Below are 17,105 nucleotides of genomic sequence, written 5' to 3'. Positions count from 1 at the left end.
CATCCGGGTGGCCGTCGATGAGAGAATCGCACCCACGATTCCCTTTCAACGGAGCCCGCATGAAGCACCTGCTGTCCCGCCTGTTCGTCAGCGCCGCGCTCGTCGCGCTTGTTCCGGCGCTGCCGGCGCAGGCGGCCACGCCGCCCGGCATCTTCGTCGTCGCCACGCAGCTCGGCGAATTCACGACCCTCGACCCGAGCGGGATTTACGAGCTGGTGCCGTCCGAGTACGTCGCGAACACCTACGAACGGCTCGTGCGCGTCGACCTGAAAGACCCGACGCGCTTCGACGGGCAGATCGCGCAATCGTGGACGGTCGGCGCCGACGGCGTGACCTACACGTTCAAGCTGCGCCCCGGCCTCACGTTCCATTCCGGCAACCCGGTGACCGCCGACGACGTCGCGTGGTCGCTGCAGCGCACCATCCTGCTCGACAAGGGGCCCGCCGGCGTGCTCGCCGACCTCGGCCTCACGAAGGCGAACGTGATGCAGAAGGTGCGCGTGGTCGATCCGCAGACCGTCGTGCTCGAAACCGACCGCAAGTACGCACCGAGCTTCGTGCTCAACGTGCTGAGCGCATGCCCGGCATCCGTCTTCGACAAGAAGCTGCTGCTGTCGCACCAGCAGGGCAACGATCTCGGCAGCGGCTGGCTGCGGACCAACGACGCGGGCTCGGGCCCGTACCAGCTCGTCAAGTGGACGCCCAACGAGACCATCGTGCTGCAGCGCTTCGAGAAATACCGCACGCCGTACCCGATGAAGCGCATCGTGCTGCGCCACGTGCCCGAGGCATCCGCGCAACGACTGCTGCTGGAGAACGGCGACGCCGACGCCGCGCGCAACCTGAGCCCCGACAGCCTCGCCGCGCTGACCAAGGCCGGCAAGATCAAGGTCGCGTCGTGGCCGGTGTCCGCGCTGCTGTACCTGAGCCTGAACACGAAGAACCCGACTCTCGCGAAACCGGAAGTGCAGCAGGCGATGAAATGGCTCGTCGACTATGACGGCATCCAGCGCAACATCGTCAGCACCACCTACAAGGTGCATGAAACCTTCCTGCCCGAAGGCTTCCTCGGCGCGTCGAACGCGCGGCCGTACAAGCAGGACGTCGCGAAGGCGAAGGCGCTGCTCGCCAAGGCCGGTTTGCCGAACGGCTTCGACGTGACGATGGACATGCCGAACGACTATCCGTACCTCGAGATCGCGCAGGCGCTGCAGGCGAACTTCGCGCAGGGCGGCATCCGCGTGAAGCTGATTCCGGGCGATGCGAAGCAGGCGATCGGCAAGTATCGCGCGCGCCAGCACGACATCTTCGTCGGCGAGTGGTCGCCCGACTACATGGACCCGAACAGCAATGCGCGCGGCTTCGCGTGGAATCCGGACAACTCCGACCAGTCGCCGACGAAGATGCTCGCGTGGCGCAACAGCTGGGACATTCCGCAACTGACGAAGGACACCGAGGCCGCGCTCGTCGAGCCGTCGCCCGCGAAGCGCGCGCAGCGTTACGAAGCGCTGCAGAAGGCCGTGCTCGCGAACTCGCCGTTCATCATCATGTTCGAGAAGGTCGTGCAGGTCGCGACACGCCCCGGTGTGACCGGGCCGGAAATCGGGCCGATCAACGACCTCGTGTCATACCGCACGCTGGCGAAATAATGGCGGCTGCCCGCGCGCCCGGCGATGCCGGCGCGCGGGTAATCGCCGCTAGCCGACGCGGCGGCGCTATGCCGTGCGGCGGCGGCGATCTACAATGCCCGACGCCACGTACGCCGGCCGCGACCGGCGACGATCGAGACCATCGAATCCGCTTCGCCAAGGAAAACAGGATGCGCACGCTACAGCAACTGCGAATGGAGTTCCTGCAGTACAAGATCGAGCCGATCGGCTGGCTCGGCGACAGCCCTTCCCGCTTCGACTTCTATACGCAAACGGCCGCCGGATGCGACACCATCCTGGAGCTCGGCGTGTTTACCGGGCTGACCACGACGGCCTTCCTGCTCGCGCAGCCGAAGCGCCTCGTATCGGTCGACATCTCCGACGAGTATTTCCACATCCGGCCCGAACTCGAGCACGCGGCGAAAGAACTGTCGATCGACTTCGAATTCAGGATCGCCGACGATCTCGCGATGGAACCGCTCGCCGCCGACCTGCTGTTCATCGATACCACGCATACGTACGAACAGACGCTCGCCGAACTGAACCGGTTCGGCCCGCTCGCGCGCAAGAAGATCGTGCTGCACGACATGACCGTGGCCGGCGTGTACCAGGCCGTGTTCCAGTGGCTGTGGGACAACAAGCAGTTTCATATTACGTATCACGACAGCCGCGGTTGCGGCGCGGTCGTCTGCGAGCGCCACGTCGGCTACTGAGCCGGGCGCACGCAACGGGGGGAGAACATGCACTCGAGCGAACACGCGGTCTGCGTGGCGATCAACGACAACAACCGCGCCTGGTATGAAATGCTCGTGCCGTTCCTGCTGTCGCTGCGGCACACCGGCTACGACGGGCGGATCGCGGTGATCGGCTACGGGCTCTCCGAACGCAAGCGGCAGATCCTCGCGAGCCAGTCGGTCGACGTGATCGACGCGTCGGGTGCGTATGCGCTGCCGGTCGGCCGCTTCATCGAGGCCGCCGAATATTGCGCACGCAACCCGCAGATCCGCAAGCTCGCGCTGTACGACGCCGACATCTGGTTCTGCGCGCCGGGGTTCGACCTGTTCTCGCAGATCGGCGACGACCGGCTCCACGCCTGCCCCGACCCGCTGTTCTGCACGTTCGTCGTCACGCCGCTGATCGGCGAGCGGCGCGATCATCACTGGCGCCTCGTCGTCGACGAAGTCTCCGCACGCCACGGCGGCGCCTTGCAGGCCGGGCTCGTTGCCGGAACCGCCGACGCGTGGGCACGCTACGCCAGCCACCTGCGCGACTGCATCGCCCGCATCGGCACCGATTTCCAGGAGTGCTTCGGAATCGATACGACGTTCCTGCACCTGTGGAGCGCCCAGGGCGAAACCGCGCTGCTCGATCCGGTCCAGAACTTCGTCAGCAAGTACGGCATTCACGAAGCATTCGACGCAGGCACCGGCACGACGACGCTCCGGTATCACGGCGAGCCGATCCGCGCGCTGCACATGACCGGCGACATCCGCTTCCTCGACCGCTGGCGCTACTACGCGAACCACATCGACGCCGCGCTGCGCGACGGTGTGCCATTCGCGCTGTCGGACGGCACCCCGGCGCAGTCCGACGCGGCCGCCGCGCGCATCGCGGCGACCGACTACGTGCGCTCGGCCGGGCTGACCGTTGCGGCCGCGGCAATCGAGGCAAGCGCGGGCGCCTACCTGCAGGCGATCGACGAACCCGGCGGCACGATGCTGATCGGCAGCGGGAACCACGAGGTCGTGTTCACCGCGACACGCGACATCGCGCGGCTGAACGTGTACGTCACGCACCCGTCCGGCTCGCCATCGCCGTTGCTGTGCGAAGTGCTGGTCGACGGGCAGTCGCAGCGGAAGGGCACCGAGCTGATGGCGCATTTCTCGTATCGGATCGCGGCCGGCACCGTCATCACGCTGCGCTCGACGAGCCTCGGCGGCCAGCAGTGCAACGCGATCTGGCGGCTGCGCGAGGCACCGGACATGCAGCAGTAGGCGGCGGCCGGCTGCCGGTCAATTGAATGCCGCCCACACGAGGTACGCATTCAGCCCGACGATCACGACCGTCGCCGCACCGGCGACGATCCGCAGCGGCGTCCGCATCGCGTAAGCCCCCATCACGTCCGCACGCGCCGACAGCATCAGCAGCGCGATCATCGGGATCGGCAGCACGAAACTCAGCACGACCTGGCTCGCGACCATCGCGCGCGTGACGTCGCAGCCGAGCGCGACCACCGCGAACGCAGGCGCGATCGTCACCGCGCGCCGCACCCAGACCGGCATGCGGCGGTGGATGAAACCCTGCATCACGACCTGCCCGGCCATCGTGCCGACCACCGAACTCGATACGCCGGACGTCAGCAGCGCGACGAGAAACAGCGCGCCGGCCGCCGGCCCGAACACCGGGATCAGCGTGTGATACGCGTCGGCGATGTCGGTCATGCCCGGCGCGTTCGCGTGAAACGCCGACGACGCCATCATCACCATCGCGAGATTCACGAACCCGGCCAGCCCGAGCGCGACGACGACCTCGCGATTCGAGAAGCGCACGAGCCGCCGCCGCTCCGCGTCGTCGCGCGGCGCGGTGCGATTCTGCGTAAGCCCCGAATGCAGATACAGCGTGTGCGGCATGATCGTCGCGCCGATGATCCCGACCGCGATCGTCAGCGCCGCGCGATCCGGAATCTGCGGGACGACCAGGTGGAACGCGGCCGCGTGCCAGTCCTGCGGCGCGATCAGCAGTTCGCCGAGATAGCACGCGCCGATCACGCCGACCAGCGCCGCGATCGCGGCTTCCAGCGGCCTGAAGCCGCACTTTTCGAGCGCGAGGATCGCGCAGGTCGCGAGCGCCGTCGCGATCATCCCCGCGAACAGCGACAGGTGGCACAACAGCCCGAATGCGAGTGCGCCGCCGAGGAATTCGGCGAGATCGGTCGCCATCGCGGCGATCTCGGACGCGACCCACATGCCCCATACGACCGGCGCGGGAAACCGGTCGCGGCACAGCTCCGCGAGATTGCGGCCGGTCACGATGCCGAGTTTCGCCGACATCGCCTGGAACAGCATCGCGATCGCGTTCGCGGCCAGCACGACCCACAGCAGCCGGTAGCCGTACGCGGCGCCGGCCTGGATGTTGGTCGCGAAGTTGCCGGGGTCCATATAGCCGATCGACGCGATCACGGCCGGGCCGACGAACGGCAGCAGCGCGACGACGCCGGTGCGGCGCCCTTCCAGCGCGGCGCGCGCCGCGCCGTCGGTGTGCCCGGTGGACAGGCCCGGCAGCGCGAAGCCGCCGGCAGGTTTGCTCGGGACGGGAATCATGATGGGGTTCCGTTCGGATGAGGAAGGCTTCCTGAAGTTCGGGCACCGCGGCCGGCCGGCATGTCGCGGGTCGGCCGCGGCGTCGGCGTTACAGCGGCACGACGTCGGGACGGTTGCGCGGAAACTGCGCGATCACGTCCGGCGCGACGTTCAGGTGCGCTTCGACGAGCTGCGGCGGCGTATGCGCGAGCCAGTCGGACAGCGACACTTCCGCATAGCGGTCGGTCTTGAAGATCTCGAGAAACACCAGATCGGTGTTGCCGGTGTTCTGCACGTAGTGCCCGAGGCTCTTCTTCACGTAGCCGACATCGCCCGCGCGGAAGTCGGCCGTCTGCGCCTTCGGCCCCGTGTCGAACACGGTCATCCGCGCCTCGCCCTGCAGGTAGTACTGCCATTCGTCCGCGTTCGGATGCCAGTGCAGCTCGCGCATGCCGCCCGGATGCACGGTGACGAGCGCCGCCGCGACCGTCGTCGACACGTTGAAGTTCGTGCTGTCCGCGATCCGCACGTCGCCGCCGCGGGTCTTTTTGACGGGCTTCATGTCGCCGAGCGAGAAGATGAACGGATGCGGCGGCGCCCCTGCCGACGACGCCGACGCGCGCTGGGCTTCCGCGAGCGGGCCCGGTTCGTCGCCCTGGAAGATCCACAGGTTGTCGAGCGGAATGTTCCTGAATGCCTCGGCCGGCACGCCGAAGTTGAGTGCGAGCACGTCGGGCGGCGTGTGCGCGACCCAGTCGGTCAGCAGCAGCGTGTTGAATTCGGATGCGCGGCCGTTATCGAACGCGAGGAGGAATTCGGCACCGTCGGTGCCGAGGCCCTGCAGCGAATGCGGCAGGCCGGGCGGGAAATACCAGAGATCGCCGGTTTTCACGTCCTGTACCGACGGCCGCCCGAGTTCGTCGAGCACCGTGATCCGGCAGCGGCCGTCGAGCATGATGGCCCACTCGGCCTGCTGGTGCCAGTGCATCTCGCGAATGCCGCCGCGCGTCAGGCGCATGTTGACGCCGGAAATGGTTTCGGAAATCGCAAAATCGTCCTGAGTGACTTCGCGCGCCCATCCGCCATTTTGAATTCTTTTATGGGCATTATTGAACGAGGCCCAGAATAACGGCATGCCGTTGATATCGGTGGCCGGTGGATCCTGAAAGGACGGAAACTGATTGGCGATTGCCGGATTTTTCGGCCCCGGATCGGTCAGGCTCTGGCGGTTACTCGCATTCACCGCACCTTCCGGCGGACGGTCCGGATTGCCGAACGAGGCGGCCTTCGCCGATACCGCGATACCCGCGGCAGCAATGGCGCCGGCTGTATTCGCCAGCATCTTGCGTCGAGAAAGATTCGTCATGACTTCTCCTTCATTCCTGCGATCAAGTGAATTCCCATTACGGAACACATGCCGTTTTTCGGATTATCGAAAATCGAACATCCCGTCACGCAAGTTAAATACAATTCGACGAATAATTTAAATGAATTATTAACCTGAATTAATGATTTAAGCTGATCGACTTTAATTTTGTAATTATTGCGGTGCAGCGGGATCGCAGGCGGGGATAGCGGTCGGCAAATCGGTCAGATCCGTTGAATGCGGCAATACGACCGCGCCCGGTCGTGATGTGCGATTGACGGCAAGAGGAGATGGAGACACGTAACGGACGATCGCGATTCGATTCGGTCAACATGCCTGTCAGGCATAAACGCAAAATATTCCTGACAGAGATAAAGCATGCCCTTCCGGCGTGCGACCGCCCCTCCCCCTCGAACACACTTCCGACCCTATCACCTATCCTCACACCATAGTTTTTATCCGCTGGCGCGAATGATTTTGGCTTCGTTAGATGGATGACATTCGATCATCAGACGACAACGATCTAACAGCCGATGACCTGCGCGTTCGCCCGTACCGTCGAATCCCGCTATGCCGCGCTCACGCCGACCGCGAAGCGCATCGCAAGCTACATGCTCGCGAACCTCGACCGGCTCGGGCTCGAAACGGCCGACCAGATCGCGCAGCAGGCCGGCACCAGCGGCATCTCGGTCGGGCGCTTCCTGCGCAGCGTCGGCTACCGCAATCTCGACGACCTGAAACGCGAGCTGCGCGGCGGCGGCGATCGCCCGTGGATGATCACCGACCGGCTCGACGAATACCGCCGCGCCGCGGGTACGCAACCCGCACACGGAAACGGCAACGAAGGCACACTCGCGTCATCGCTCGAACGCGAGCTCGATGCGATCCGCCACGTGTACCGCCTCGCCGAAGGCCCGGTGTTCGCCCAGGTGGCTGACCGGATCGCGCATGCGGATGCGGTATTCATCCTCGGCATCCAGTCGACGCGCGGGATCAGCAACGCGTTCAGCAGCTATCTCGAATACCTGCGCCCGCGTGTGTTCTATTCGGACGGCCAGTCGGGCTCGTACGTCGATTCACTGAACTCCGAATTCGAGCGGCCGTACTGCATCGTCACCGACACCCGCGCGTATTCGCGCAGCGCGCGCCGCTATTGCCAGGCGGCCGCCGAGCGCGGGCAGCCGTTCGCGCTGGTCACCGACCTGTCGTGCCCGTGGGCACGCGAATGGCCGGCCGACCTGCTGCAGGTGAAGACCGACGTCGGCCAGTTCTGGGATTCGCTTGCGCCGCTCACCTGCCTGTTCAACCTGCTGATCACGTCCGTGGTCGATCGCCTCGGCCCCGCGATCGACCGGCGCGTCGCGCGCAACCGCGAACTGCAGCACACGTTCGACCAATTCGAATCCTGAGCGAACCCGACCGAACCCGAACCGCCGATGAACGACCACCGCCTCGTCGAAATCACGCCCGCCACGCATCGCGTCGACATCGACCTCGTCTACGCGACCGACCGCAACCTGACCGGCAAGCCGATCTACCGCCGCGCGCACTGCCTGCTGCTCGAACCGGCCGAAGCGGCGTTGCGCCGCGCGGTCGACGTCGCCGCGCAGGCCGGCTTCACGCTGCGCATCTACGACGCGTACCGGCCGCCGCAGGCGCAACAGGTGCTGTGGGATTTCCTGCCCGATCCGAACTTCATCGCCGATCTCGGCCGCGGCTCGAATCACAGCCGCGGCACCGCGCTCGACCTGACGCTCGTCGGCGCGAATGGCGAACCGCTCGACATGGGTACCGGCTTCGACGAGATGGTCGCCGCATCCGGCCACTTCCACGCGGGGCTGCCCGAAGCCGTGCAACGCAACCGCCTGCTGCTGCTCGGCGTGATGCACGCGGCCGGCTTCGCGCACATCGACAGCGAGTGGTGGCACTACGAACTGCCCGGCTCTCGCGCGCTGCCGCAGATCGACAACGCGGCAAGCGGCCCGTGGCAGCTGATGTGATGGCCATACGCATTCTCTTCACCGTTCACGTTCAACGACTTCAACGACACATGGAGCGCAGATGAAACCCCTGACATCCCGACTCGTCGCGGCGCTGGCCGCCGCATCGGTTCTCGCCGCCGTTCCGCTTTCCGCCGCGCGCGCGGAAACGCCGAAGGACCTGTTCGTGATGGCCACGCTGCTCGACGAATTCACGACGCTGGACCCGGGCGAGATCTACGAGCTGGTGCCGGAGGAATACGTCGCGAACACGTACGACCGGCTCGTGCGCGTCGACCTGCGCGATCCGTCGAAATTCAACGGCGACGTCGCGCTGTCGTGGACGGTGAGCACCGACGGGCTGACCTATACGTTCAAGCTGCGTCCCGGGCTCAAGTTCCACTCGGGCAATCCGCTGACGGCCGACGACGTCGCCTGGTCGATCCAGCGCGCGGTGCTGCTCGACAAGGGCCCGGCCGCCGTGCTGACCGGCATCGGGCTCACGAAGGCGAACGTCGTCGCCAATGTGAAGAAGCTCGACGACCTGACGGTGTCGGTCACGACCGACCAGAAGTACGCGCCGACCTTCGTCCTGAACGTGCTGGGCTCATGGCCCGCGTCGGTGCTCGACAGGAAGCTGCTGCTGTCGCACCAGCAGGGCAGCGACTTCGGCAACGCATGGCTGAAGACCAACGAGGCCGGCTCCGGCGCGTACAAGCTGGTCAAGTGGACCGCCGGCGACAGCGTCGTGCTGCAGCGCTTCGACGGCTACCGGCTGCCGCTCGCGATGAAGCGCATCGTGCTGCGCCACGTGCCCGAAGCCGCGAGCCAGCGCCTGCTGCTGGAGAACGGCGATGTCGATGCGGCGCGCGACCTGAGCCCCGACGATCTGGCGTCGGTCGCGAAATCCGGCAAGGCGAAGGTGACGGCATCGCCGCAGGCGACGCTGCTGTATCTCGGCCTGAACACGAAGAATGCGACGCTCGCGAAGCCCGACGTGCAGGAAGCGCTGAAGTGGCTCGTCGACTATGCCGGCATCCAGGGCAACGTGGTGAAGACAACCTACAAGGTCCACCAGACCTTCCTGCCTGAAGGCTTCCTCGGCACGCTGAACGCTAACCCGTACAAGCTCGATGTCGCGAAGGCGAAGGCGCTGCTCGCGAAGGCCGGCGTGCCGAACGGTTTTTCGGTGACGATGGACGTGCGCAACGACTATCCGTACACCGAAATCGCGCAGGCCGTGCAGGCGAACTTCGCGCAGGCGGGCATCAAGGTGCAGCTGATCCCCGGCGACAACAAGCAGACGCTCGCGAAATACCGCGCGCGCCAGCACGACATCTACATCGGCGAATGGTCGGCCGACTACATCGATCCGCACAGCAACGCGCAGGGTTTTGCGTGGAATCCCGACAATTCCGACAAGTCGAGCTATAAAATGCTGGCCTGGCGCAACAGCTGGGACATCCCGCAACTGACCAAGGAAACCGACACCGCGCTCGCCGAACCGACCGCCGCGAAACGCGCGCAACGGTATCAGGCGATGCAGAAGGACATGCTCGCGCGCTCGCCGTTCGTGATCATGTTCGAGAAAGTCGCGCAGGTCGCGACGCGGCCCGGCGTGAGCGGGCTCGAAGTCGGGCCGATCAACGATCTCGTGTCGTACCGCAACCTGAAGAAGCAATAAGATTCGCCGCATGTCGACTCCCGCCTCCTCCCTCGAAGCACTGCGCACGCTGCCCGCGCGGCAACCGGCCGTGCGCTGGGCACTGCGCGTGCTGCGCTGGGCGCTCACGCTCGCCGTCACGTTCGCGGGGCTGCTCGCGCTGACGTTCGTGATCGGCCGCAAGGTGCCGATCGATCCCGTGCTCGCGATCCTCGGCGATCGCGCATCGGCCGAGGCGTACGCGGCCGAACGCATCGCGCTCGGGCTCGACAAGCCGCTCGTCACGCAATTCCTGATCTATGCGCGCGATGTGCTGCACGGCAATCTCGGCATGTCGCTGCTGACGGCGAACCCGGTGCTCGACGACATCAAGCGCGTGTTCCCGGCCACGCTCGAACTGGCGACGATCGCGACGCTGATCGGCATCGCGATCGGCGTGCCGCTCGGCGTCGCGGCCGCCGTGAAGCACAACCGGCCGATCGATCACATCGCACGCTTCGTCGGGCTGATCGGCAATTCGGTGCCGTTGTTCTGGCTCGGCCTGATGGGGCTGCTGCTGTTCTACGCGCGCCTGCACTGGGTCGGCGGGCCGGGCCGGCTCGATCCCGTGTACGACGGGATGGTCGATACGCGCACGGGCAGCCTGCTGATCGACGCGGCGCTCGCGGGCGAGTGGGACGTGTTCCGCAACGCGGTGTCGCACATCGCGCTGCCGGCCGCGATCCTCGGCTACTACTCCGTCGCGTATCTCAGCCGCATGACGCGCTCGTTCATGCTCGACCAGTTGAGCCAGGAATACATCGTCACCGCACGCGCGAAAGGCTTGTCCGAGCGGCGCGTGATCTGGCGGCATGCGTTCGGCAACATCGCCGTGCCGCTGCTCACCGTGATCGCGCTCACGTACAGCAACCTGCTCGAAGGCTCGGTGCTGACCGAGATCGTGTTCGCGTGGCCGGGGCTCGGCTCGTACCTGACCGGCGCGCTGCTGAACGCCGACATGAACGCGGTGCTCGGCGCGACGCTCGTGATCGGCGCGATGTTCATCACCGTCAACCTGCTGACCGACGCGCTGTACCGCGTGTTCGATCCGCGTGCGCGCTGAGGGCCGCCCCGACATGACCGCCTCCACCCTGTTTCTTTCCTCGCTCATGCCGAAGGTCGTCCAATCATGAACGCCGAGCGTCTCACGCTGCGCGCGTGGCTGCTATCCGACGCGCCCGCATCGCGCTCGCAGGCCGCATTCGGCCTCGCGTACCGACGCTGGCGCCGTTTCGCCACGAATCCGCTCAACCTGTTCGGGCTCGCGATCCTCGTCGCGCTGATCGTCGTCGCGATCGTCAGCCCGCTGATCATGCCGCACGATCCGCTGCGCCAGGTGCTGTCCGACCGGCTGCTGCCGCCCGGCTCGCCGTCGCACTGGTTCGGCACCGACCAGCTCGGCCGCGATATCCTCTCGCGACTGATCGACGGTTCGCGCCTGACGCTCGGCATCGCGCTGCTCGTCGTCGTGATCGTCGTGCCGATCGGGCTTGCGATCGGCACGACGGCCGGCTATTGCGGCGGCTTCGTCGACAGCGCGCTGATGCGCGTCACCGACATCGCGCTCGCGTTCCCGAAGATCGTGCTCGCGCTCGCGTTCGCGGCCGCGCTCGGGCCCGGCGTGATCAACGCGGTCGTCGCGATCTCGATCACCGCGTGGCCCGCGTATGCGCGGCTCGCGCGCGCCGAGACGATCCGCATCGCGCAGGCCGACTTCATCCACGCCGCGCGCCTGCAGGGCGCATCGGGCCCGCGCATCCTGCTGCGCTACATCGTGCCGATGTGCATGTCGTCGGTGATCGTGCGCGCGACGCTCGACATGGCCGGCATCATCCTGACCGTCGCGGGCCTCGGCTTCCTCGGCCTCGGTGCGCAGCCGCCGAGCCCCGAGTGGGGCTTCATGGTCGCGTCGGGCCGTAACGTGCTGCTCGACGCGTGGTGGGTCGCGACGCTGCCCGGCATCGCGATCCTGCTCGTGAGCCTCGCATTCAACCTGCTCGGCGACGGGCTGCGCGACGTCTTCGATCCCCGCCATGGAGCGTGACATGCCGATGCATTCCAACACCGCGCCCGCACCGCTGTGCGAAATCGACGGCCTGAAGATCGGCTTTCGCGGGCACGACGGCACCGTCACCGACGCCGTGCGCGACCTGTCGCTGACGCTTGCGCCCGGCGAACGGCTCGGCATCGTCGGCGAATCGGGCTCGGGCAAGTCGCTGACGGGCCGCGCGCTGCTCGGCCTGCTGCCCGACGCCGCACGCTGGTCGGCGCGCACGATGCGCTTCGCGGGCCGCGACCTGCTCGCGATGTCGCCGGGCGAACGCCGGCGGCTGTGCGGCAGCCAGATGGGCATGATCCTGCAGGACCCGAAATATTCGCTGAACCCGGTGATGACGGTCGCGAAGCAGATGGGCGAGGCATTCCGGCTGCACGAGCCCGGGCTGCGCGGCCGCGCGCTGCGCGAGCGGATCGTCGCCGCGCTCGAGGCCGTGCAGATCCGCGACCCGGCGCGCGTGGCGGATGCGTATCCGCACGAGTTGTCGGGCGGCATGGGCCAGCGCGTGATGATCGCGATGATGGTGTCGACCGGCCCGCGCCTGCTGATCGCCGACGAGCCGACCTCCGCGCTCGACGTCGCGGTGTCGATGCAGGTGCTCGCGGTGCTCGACGCGATGATCGCGCGGCACGACACGGGCCTGATGTTCATCAGCCACGACCTGCCGCTCGTGATGTCGTTCTGCGATCGCGTCGCGGTGATGTACGCGGGCCGCGTGGTCGAAACCTGCGCCGCGCGCGACCTGCGCCACGCGTCTCATCCCTATACGCGCGGGCTGCTCGCGGCAAACCCGCCGCTCGCGAACCCGCCGGACGAACTGCCCGTGCTGCGGCGCGATCCGGCGTGGCTCGATCCCGCGCCGCCCGCCGGCACGCCCGCCGATCGACAGGAGCCCGCACGATGATCGACGTCGATCACGCATCGATCCGTTTCCCGACCCGCACGGGTCACGTCGACGCCGTGCGCGACGCGAGCTTCGCGGTGCGCGACGGCGAGGTGTTCGGGCTCGTCGGCGAATCGGGCTCCGGCAAATCGACGCTGCTGCGCGCGCTGACGGGCCTCGTGCCGCTCGCGTCCGGCAACCTGTCGATCGATGGTCGCCCCGTCGGCGGCACGCCTGACCGCGCATTTCGCCGCCACGTGCAGATGGTGTTCCAGGATCCGTACGCATCGCTGCATCCGCGCTTCACGGTCGACCAGACGCTGCGCGAACCGCTGTCGATCCACGGGATTCGCGACGCCGATGCGCGCATTGCCCGCGCGCTGTCCGAAGTCGGCCTCGGCCCCACGTTCCGCTTCCGCTATCCGCATCAGCTGTCGGGCGGCCAGCGGCAGCGCGTCGCGATCGCGCGTGCGCTGATCGTCGAGCCGCGCGTGCTGCTGCTCGACGAGCCGACGTCCGCGCTCGACGTGTCGGTGCAGGCCGAGATCCTGAACCTGCTGCGCCGGCTGCATCGCGAACGCAACCTGACGATGATCCTCGTCAGCCACAACCTCGCGGTGATCGGCTTCCTGTGCCAGCGCGTCGCGGTGATGCAGCATGGCGAGATCGTCGAGCAGCTCCGGATCGAGGACGTGCGCGCCGGGCAGGTTGCGCGCGACTACACACGCACGCTGCTGAACGCAACCGAAGGCTATCGCCGTCTCGAGCCTGCGCCGGGCGCGCCGGCCGCGTGACATTTGTACGTCGCGCCGCCATGCGATACTCGCCACGCCACGCGCCGGCTTGCCGCTGCATGGAACCCTTGTGCGCCGCACGGGTCAATTTGCTTTCGTCAACAGCTCAACCGCAATAGGGAGGCGTTCATGCTGCAATTCATCGAAACCCTGGTCGTCGGGCTCATCGTCGGCCTCCTCGCCCGCGCGCTCAAGCCCGGCGACGACAAGATGGGCATCCTGATGACGATCGTGCTGGGCATCGTCGGCTCACTGTTCGCCGGCTACGTCGGCCGTGCCGCCGGCTGGTACGCGCCGGGCCAGGGCGCAGGCTGGATCGCGTCGATCATCGGCGCGATCGTGCTGCTCGTGATCGTCGGCGCGGTACGCAAGCGCATGAACTGAACCGCGCACCTTCGGCTCCGACGCAAAACGGCCGCTCGATACCGAGCGGCCGTTTTGCTTTCCGGGCGGCACAAGGCCGTTGCCCACACAACGGTCATGACGACCGTTCGTCCTTCGATCTTATGCCACCCGGCATTTCCCTGACTTGCGCTTGCGCAGATTCGGCCTACATTGGTTTAAGCAATACGCAATCGTTTGCTTATAGCCATTATTTCGATTTTTTCATTCAAGAGGTCCAATGGTTTTGCCGTTTACGCATACAGCATCGCAGCGTTGACGGACTGCCACCCGAGCGGCCCCGCTGCGACGCGCTTCCTCTCTGGAGCCTGTCATGAAGCATCGCCATATCGCCGCCTCGTTCGCCCTGGCTGCCTCGCTTCTGGCCACTTCCTCGTCCTTTGCCGCCGGCGCGTCCGGCGTCATCCACTTCTCCGGCATGATCGTCGAGCCGCCCTGCTCGTTCGCGCTCGATACGACCGATCTCGCCCGTGGGCACGTGCGCCCCGACTGTCCGCGCCCGGCAACCGGCCAGATCGCGTTCGTCGACGCAGCGAGCCAGCAGGCCATCAAGACCACGACCTTTACTCAGGCCTCGCGCGCAATCGTTTTACCGAACCGTCCCGGCAACAATCAGGCACCGATGATCGCCGTCGTGACCTACCAGTAAAGCCGTTCGCCGGCGCGGCACCCGACGGGTTCCGTGACCTGTTCGGCGCACGTGTGCGCTTCGCCAGTCAATCGCGATGGCGTGCGATCCAGTCGCTGAACGCGCGGATCTTCTGCTGGTTGCCGATGTTCTCGGGATAGACGAAGAAGTAGCGCGCGCCCGTCTCGAGCACGATGTCGAACGGCCGTTCGAGCCGGCGCGCGCTGACGTCGTCGTCGACGAGCGTCACGTCGCCGATCGCGACGCCGAAGCCCTGCATCGCCGCGTTCGTCGCGAGATCGAGCGTGTCGAACGTCGGCCCGCGTGCGGGATCGACGCTGCGCTCGCCCGCGTGATCGAGCCAGGCGCGCCAGTCGCGATGGTCGCGGGTCGGATGCAGCAACGTATGACGCGCAAGATCGCCGACCGAGTCGAGCGGCGACGCCTGCCGCAATTCGGGTGCGCATACGGGTGTCAGCCGTTCGTCGAACAGCGGCAGCGCGAACACGCCTGCGCCCGGCGGCGTGCCGTAGACGATCGCCGCGTCGAACGGCTCGGTCGAGAAATCGACGACGTGCTGCCACGCGGTCGTGATCTGCACGTGGAGATCGGGATGCTCGCCCTGGAAGCGCATGATGCGCGGCAGCATCCAGCGCATCACGCAGGTCGGCACCTTCAGCGCGAGATCGGTGCGCTGCCGCGTGAGCTTCATCGAAATATCTTCGATCCGCGCGAAGCTCTCGTTGACGACCGGCAGCAACTGCTCGCCCTCCGCCGTCAGCGTGAGGCCCTTCGCATGCCGCTTGAACAGCGGAAAACCGTAATGCGCCTCGAGCGTCTGGATCTGCCGGCTCACCGCGCCCTGCGTGATGCACAGCTGCTCGGCCGCGCGCGTGAAGCTGCGGTGGCGGGCCACCATCGAGAAGATCTGCAGCGCGTGCAGGGGCGGAAGTCGGCGCATGAAGAAGGCAAACGGAAAAACGGCGCGGAAGGACCGCGCGCCGACCCCGGCGCGCGCTGTCCGACACGATAAGCCAAACGCCGGTTTTGCGCGAGGCGCGAGGCGCGGGTCGCTCAGGCCGTCGCGGTGAGCGCGCCCGCCACGATACGCGCCGCCGACGCGACGACGTCCGCGCGGGCCGCGGCGGCGGCCTGCGGCTGCGTGAACGACACGGCCATCACGATCGGCGCGCGCGACGGCGGCCACAGCACCGCGATGTCGGTCGTCGTGCCGTAACCGCCCGTGCCGGCCTTGCCTGCGATGCGCCAGCCTGGCGGCACGCCCGCCGCGATGCCGGTCGCACCGCGCGCGCCGCCGGCCATCCATTCCGTCAGTTGCGCGCGCTGCGGTTCGTGCAGCGTGTTGCCGAGCAGCAGCCGCTGCAGCGTGTCGACCATCTCGACCGGTGTCGACGTGTCCCGTTCGTCGCCGGGCGCCGCGTTGTTCAGTTCGGGTTCCCAGTGATCGAGGCGGAACGACATGTCACCGCTCGTGCGCGCGAACGACGTGACGGCCTGCGGGCCGCCCAGCACGCCCATCAACAGGTTGCCGGCCCCCTTGTCGCCCGATTGCAGCATCGCCACGCACAGCTGCTCGATCGTCATGCCCGTGTCGACGTGGCTTTCCGTGATCGGCGAGCCCGACACGACTTCATAGCGGCGGTAAAGGATGCGGCGCGGCAGCAGCGACGCGTCGAGCGAGCCGCGCGCGAGCATCGCGGCGGCCGCGACGACGGCATACGTGCCGCACAGCGGGAAGCGCTCGCGCGCATGGTGAGCGATGCGCACGCCGTTCGACGTATCGAGCGCGGCGACACCGAGCCGGCCATTCGAGGCCTTCTCGAGCGCGGTCAGTTCGGCCTGGGCGGTGTGCGCGCGCCCCTGGTCGGCGACCGGCGCGGACGTGCACGCGGCGACGAACGGCGCGGCTACGGCGGCAAGCAACAGCGAGCGGCGTGTCGGAGAGTGTTCCATGGATGAGGTGGGTTCTGTCTTCTGTCGGAAACGGTGGCACGAAGCGACGCGGGCGCGCGTCGAAACGGCGCGCCCGTTCACGCCGGCGGCCGGCCCGCGACGGCATTCGCCGCGCATCCCCGAAAGACGACCGTCGGCCCCGCGACGCGCGGGACTCGCATGAACAGACCCTAGGGTCTGTTTACATATGGAACGCGCATGCGTTGCCACGAGAACGGCCGCTCGCGAGGCGCGCGACGCCGCGAATACTGACGTATTCGCAAGGAGCGCAACGCGGCGAGCGGCCGTTCTCGTGGCAACCCCAAATTAAAAAATTCATGTCACGGGAATGCCCGAAATCGCCCGTATGGCGGCGTCGCTCGTCGCTTGTTTG

The 17,105-nt window shown here is 66.9% G+C and carries 16 protein-coding genes; 12 read left to right on the top strand and 4 right to left on the bottom strand.

The window, feature by feature from the left end; all coding sequences use genetic code 11:
- Nucleotides 1-59: 59 nt before the first annotated feature.
- The 3 genes from ACPTTF_RS23030 to ACPTTF_RS23020 all read left to right on the top strand — a co-directional run bounded on the left by ACPTTF_RS23030 (nt 60) and on the right by ACPTTF_RS23020 (nt 3,643).
- Entirely contained in the window at nt 60-1,649 is a 1,590-nt protein-coding gene (locus ACPTTF_RS23030; protein WP_423368351.1) for an ABC transporter substrate-binding protein, read from the top strand.
- A gap of 170 nt (nt 1,650-1,819) precedes the next feature.
- Complete coding sequence (locus ACPTTF_RS23025; protein ID WP_423368350.1) at nt 1,820-2,362, top strand: class I SAM-dependent methyltransferase; 543 nt, start codon at nt 1,820-1,822, stop codon at nt 2,360-2,362.
- A 27-nt stretch (nt 2,363-2,389) separates the two neighbouring features.
- Nucleotides 2,390-3,643 (top strand): hypothetical protein, encoded by a 1,254-nt coding sequence (locus ACPTTF_RS23020; protein ID WP_423368349.1) that lies wholly within the window; start codon nt 2,390-2,392, stop codon nt 3,641-3,643.
- An 18-nt stretch (nt 3,644-3,661) separates the two neighbouring features.
- On the opposite strand, the gene ACPTTF_RS23015 is transcribed toward ACPTTF_RS23020, so the two are convergent.
- Both ACPTTF_RS23015 and ACPTTF_RS23010 read right to left on the bottom strand, forming a co-directional pair.
- Nucleotides 3,662-4,969: an Nramp family divalent metal transporter gene (locus ACPTTF_RS23015; RefSeq protein ID WP_423368348.1), complete on the bottom strand. Its 1,308-nt coding sequence runs from the start codon at nt 4,967-4,969 to the stop codon at nt 3,662-3,664.
- An 88-nt stretch (nt 4,970-5,057) separates the two neighbouring features.
- On the bottom strand, nt 5,058-6,314 hold the full coding sequence (locus ACPTTF_RS23010; RefSeq protein ID WP_423368347.1) for an oxalate decarboxylase family bicupin: 1,257 nt from the start codon (nt 6,312-6,314) through the stop codon (nt 5,058-5,060).
- A gap of 533 nt (nt 6,315-6,847) precedes the next feature.
- On the opposite strand from ACPTTF_RS23010, the gene sapR reads away from it, so the two are divergent.
- The 9 genes from sapR to ACPTTF_RS22965 all read left to right on the top strand — a co-directional run bounded on the left by sapR (nt 6,848) and on the right by ACPTTF_RS22965 (nt 14,779).
- Nucleotides 6,848-7,723 carry a sap1 transcriptional regulator SapR gene (sapR, locus tag ACPTTF_RS23005; protein WP_423368346.1) on the top strand — a complete coding sequence of 292 codons (876 nt, stop codon included), beginning with the start codon at nt 6,848-6,850 and terminating at the stop codon, nt 7,721-7,723.
- A gap of 27 nt (nt 7,724-7,750) precedes the next feature.
- Nucleotides 7,751-8,314, top strand: a complete 564-nt coding sequence (ddpX, locus tag ACPTTF_RS23000) for a D-alanyl-D-alanine dipeptidase (RefSeq protein WP_423368345.1) — start codon at nt 7,751-7,753, stop codon at nt 8,312-8,314.
- A gap of 61 nt (nt 8,315-8,375) precedes the next feature.
- A complete protein-coding gene (locus tag ACPTTF_RS22995) occupies nt 8,376-9,977 on the top strand; it encodes an ABC transporter substrate-binding protein (protein ID WP_423368344.1) in 1,602 nt (533 codons plus the stop codon).
- Between the two features lie 10 nt (nt 9,978-9,987).
- The gene (locus ACPTTF_RS22990) at nt 9,988-11,058 is read left to right on the top strand and encodes an ABC transporter permease (RefSeq protein WP_423368343.1); all 1,071 of its coding nucleotides are present in this window, start codon (nt 9,988-9,990) and stop codon (nt 11,056-11,058) included.
- A 66-nt stretch (nt 11,059-11,124) separates the two neighbouring features.
- On the top strand, nt 11,125-12,039 hold the full coding sequence (gene nikC, locus ACPTTF_RS22985; RefSeq protein ID WP_166951703.1) for a nickel transporter permease: 915 nt from the start codon (nt 11,125-11,127) through the stop codon (nt 12,037-12,039).
- A 1-nt stretch (nt 12,040) separates the two neighbouring features.
- The gene (locus tag ACPTTF_RS22980; protein ID WP_423368342.1) at nt 12,041-12,955 is read left to right on the top strand and encodes an ABC transporter ATP-binding protein; all 915 of its coding nucleotides are present in this window, start codon (nt 12,041-12,043) and stop codon (nt 12,953-12,955) included.
- On the top strand, nt 12,952-13,728 hold the full coding sequence (locus ACPTTF_RS22975; RefSeq protein ID WP_166951697.1) for an ABC transporter ATP-binding protein: 777 nt from the start codon (nt 12,952-12,954) through the stop codon (nt 13,726-13,728). Before ACPTTF_RS22980 ends, ACPTTF_RS22975 begins: the two co-directional genes overlap by 4 nt.
- Nucleotides 13,729-13,857: 129 nt before the next feature.
- Nucleotides 13,858-14,112 (top strand): GlsB/YeaQ/YmgE family stress response membrane protein, encoded by a 255-nt coding sequence (locus tag ACPTTF_RS22970; RefSeq protein WP_423368341.1) that lies wholly within the window; start codon nt 13,858-13,860, stop codon nt 14,110-14,112.
- 331 nt (nt 14,113-14,443) lie between these two features.
- A complete protein-coding gene (locus tag ACPTTF_RS22965) occupies nt 14,444-14,779 on the top strand; it encodes a type 1 fimbrial protein (RefSeq protein ID WP_423368340.1) in 336 nt (111 codons plus the stop codon).
- 67 nt (nt 14,780-14,846) lie between these two features.
- Here the strand turns inward: ACPTTF_RS22965 and ACPTTF_RS22960 are convergent, their stop codons facing one another.
- Both ACPTTF_RS22960 and bla read right to left on the bottom strand, forming a co-directional pair.
- A complete protein-coding gene (locus tag ACPTTF_RS22960) occupies nt 14,847-15,719 on the bottom strand; it encodes a LysR substrate-binding domain-containing protein (RefSeq protein ID WP_166951688.1) in 873 nt (290 codons plus the stop codon).
- 113 nt (nt 15,720-15,832) lie between these two features.
- On the bottom strand, nt 15,833-16,732 hold the full coding sequence (gene bla / locus ACPTTF_RS22955; protein WP_423368339.1) for a class A beta-lactamase: 900 nt from the start codon (nt 16,730-16,732) through the stop codon (nt 15,833-15,835).
- Nucleotides 16,733-17,105 lie beyond the last annotated feature (373 nt).

Origin of the sequence: Burkholderia crassaminum (genome assembly GCF_964265005.1) — a bacterium.
Lineage (GTDB): Bacteria > Pseudomonadota > Gammaproteobacteria > Burkholderiales > Burkholderiaceae > Burkholderia.
This window is presented reverse-complemented; position numbering and strand designations above follow the sequence as displayed.

Bases quoted from the DNA above. Each gene is read 5' to 3' on its own strand.
- ACPTTF_RS23030 (WP_423368351.1), top strand. From the start codon at position 60: ATGAAGCACCTGCTGTCCCGCCTGTTCGTCAGCGCCGCGCTCGTCGCG.
- ACPTTF_RS23025 (WP_423368350.1), top strand. From the start codon at position 1,820: ATGCGCACGCTACAGCAACTGCGAATGGAGTTCCTGCAGTACAAGATC.
- ACPTTF_RS23020 (WP_423368349.1), top strand. From the start codon at position 2,390: ATGCACTCGAGCGAACACGCGGTCTGCGTGGCGATCAACGACAACAAC.
- ACPTTF_RS23015 (WP_423368348.1), bottom strand. From the start codon at position 4,969: ATGATTCCCGTCCCGAGCAAACCTGCCGGCGGCTTCGCGCTGCCGGGC.
- ACPTTF_RS23010 (WP_423368347.1), bottom strand. From the start codon at position 6,314: ATGACGAATCTTTCTCGACGCAAGATGCTGGCGAATACAGCCGGCGCC.
- sapR (WP_423368346.1), top strand. From the start codon at position 6,848: ATGACCTGCGCGTTCGCCCGTACCGTCGAATCCCGCTATGCCGCGCTC.
- ddpX (WP_423368345.1), top strand. From the start codon at position 7,751: ATGAACGACCACCGCCTCGTCGAAATCACGCCCGCCACGCATCGCGTC.
- ACPTTF_RS22995 (WP_423368344.1), top strand. From the start codon at position 8,376: ATGAAACCCCTGACATCCCGACTCGTCGCGGCGCTGGCCGCCGCATCG.
- ACPTTF_RS22990 (WP_423368343.1), top strand. From the start codon at position 9,988: ATGTCGACTCCCGCCTCCTCCCTCGAAGCACTGCGCACGCTGCCCGCG.
- nikC (WP_166951703.1), top strand. From the start codon at position 11,125: ATGAACGCCGAGCGTCTCACGCTGCGCGCGTGGCTGCTATCCGACGCG.
- ACPTTF_RS22980 (WP_423368342.1), top strand. From the start codon at position 12,041: ATGCCGATGCATTCCAACACCGCGCCCGCACCGCTGTGCGAAATCGAC.
- ACPTTF_RS22975 (WP_166951697.1), top strand. From the start codon at position 12,952: ATGATCGACGTCGATCACGCATCGATCCGTTTCCCGACCCGCACGGGT.
- ACPTTF_RS22970 (WP_423368341.1), top strand. From the start codon at position 13,858: ATGCTGCAATTCATCGAAACCCTGGTCGTCGGGCTCATCGTCGGCCTC.
- ACPTTF_RS22965 (WP_423368340.1), top strand. From the start codon at position 14,444: ATGAAGCATCGCCATATCGCCGCCTCGTTCGCCCTGGCTGCCTCGCTT.
- ACPTTF_RS22960 (WP_166951688.1), bottom strand. From the start codon at position 15,719: ATGCGCCGACTTCCGCCCCTGCACGCGCTGCAGATCTTCTCGATGGTG.
- bla (WP_423368339.1), bottom strand. From the start codon at position 16,732: ATGGAACACTCTCCGACACGCCGCTCGCTGTTGCTTGCCGCCGTAGCC.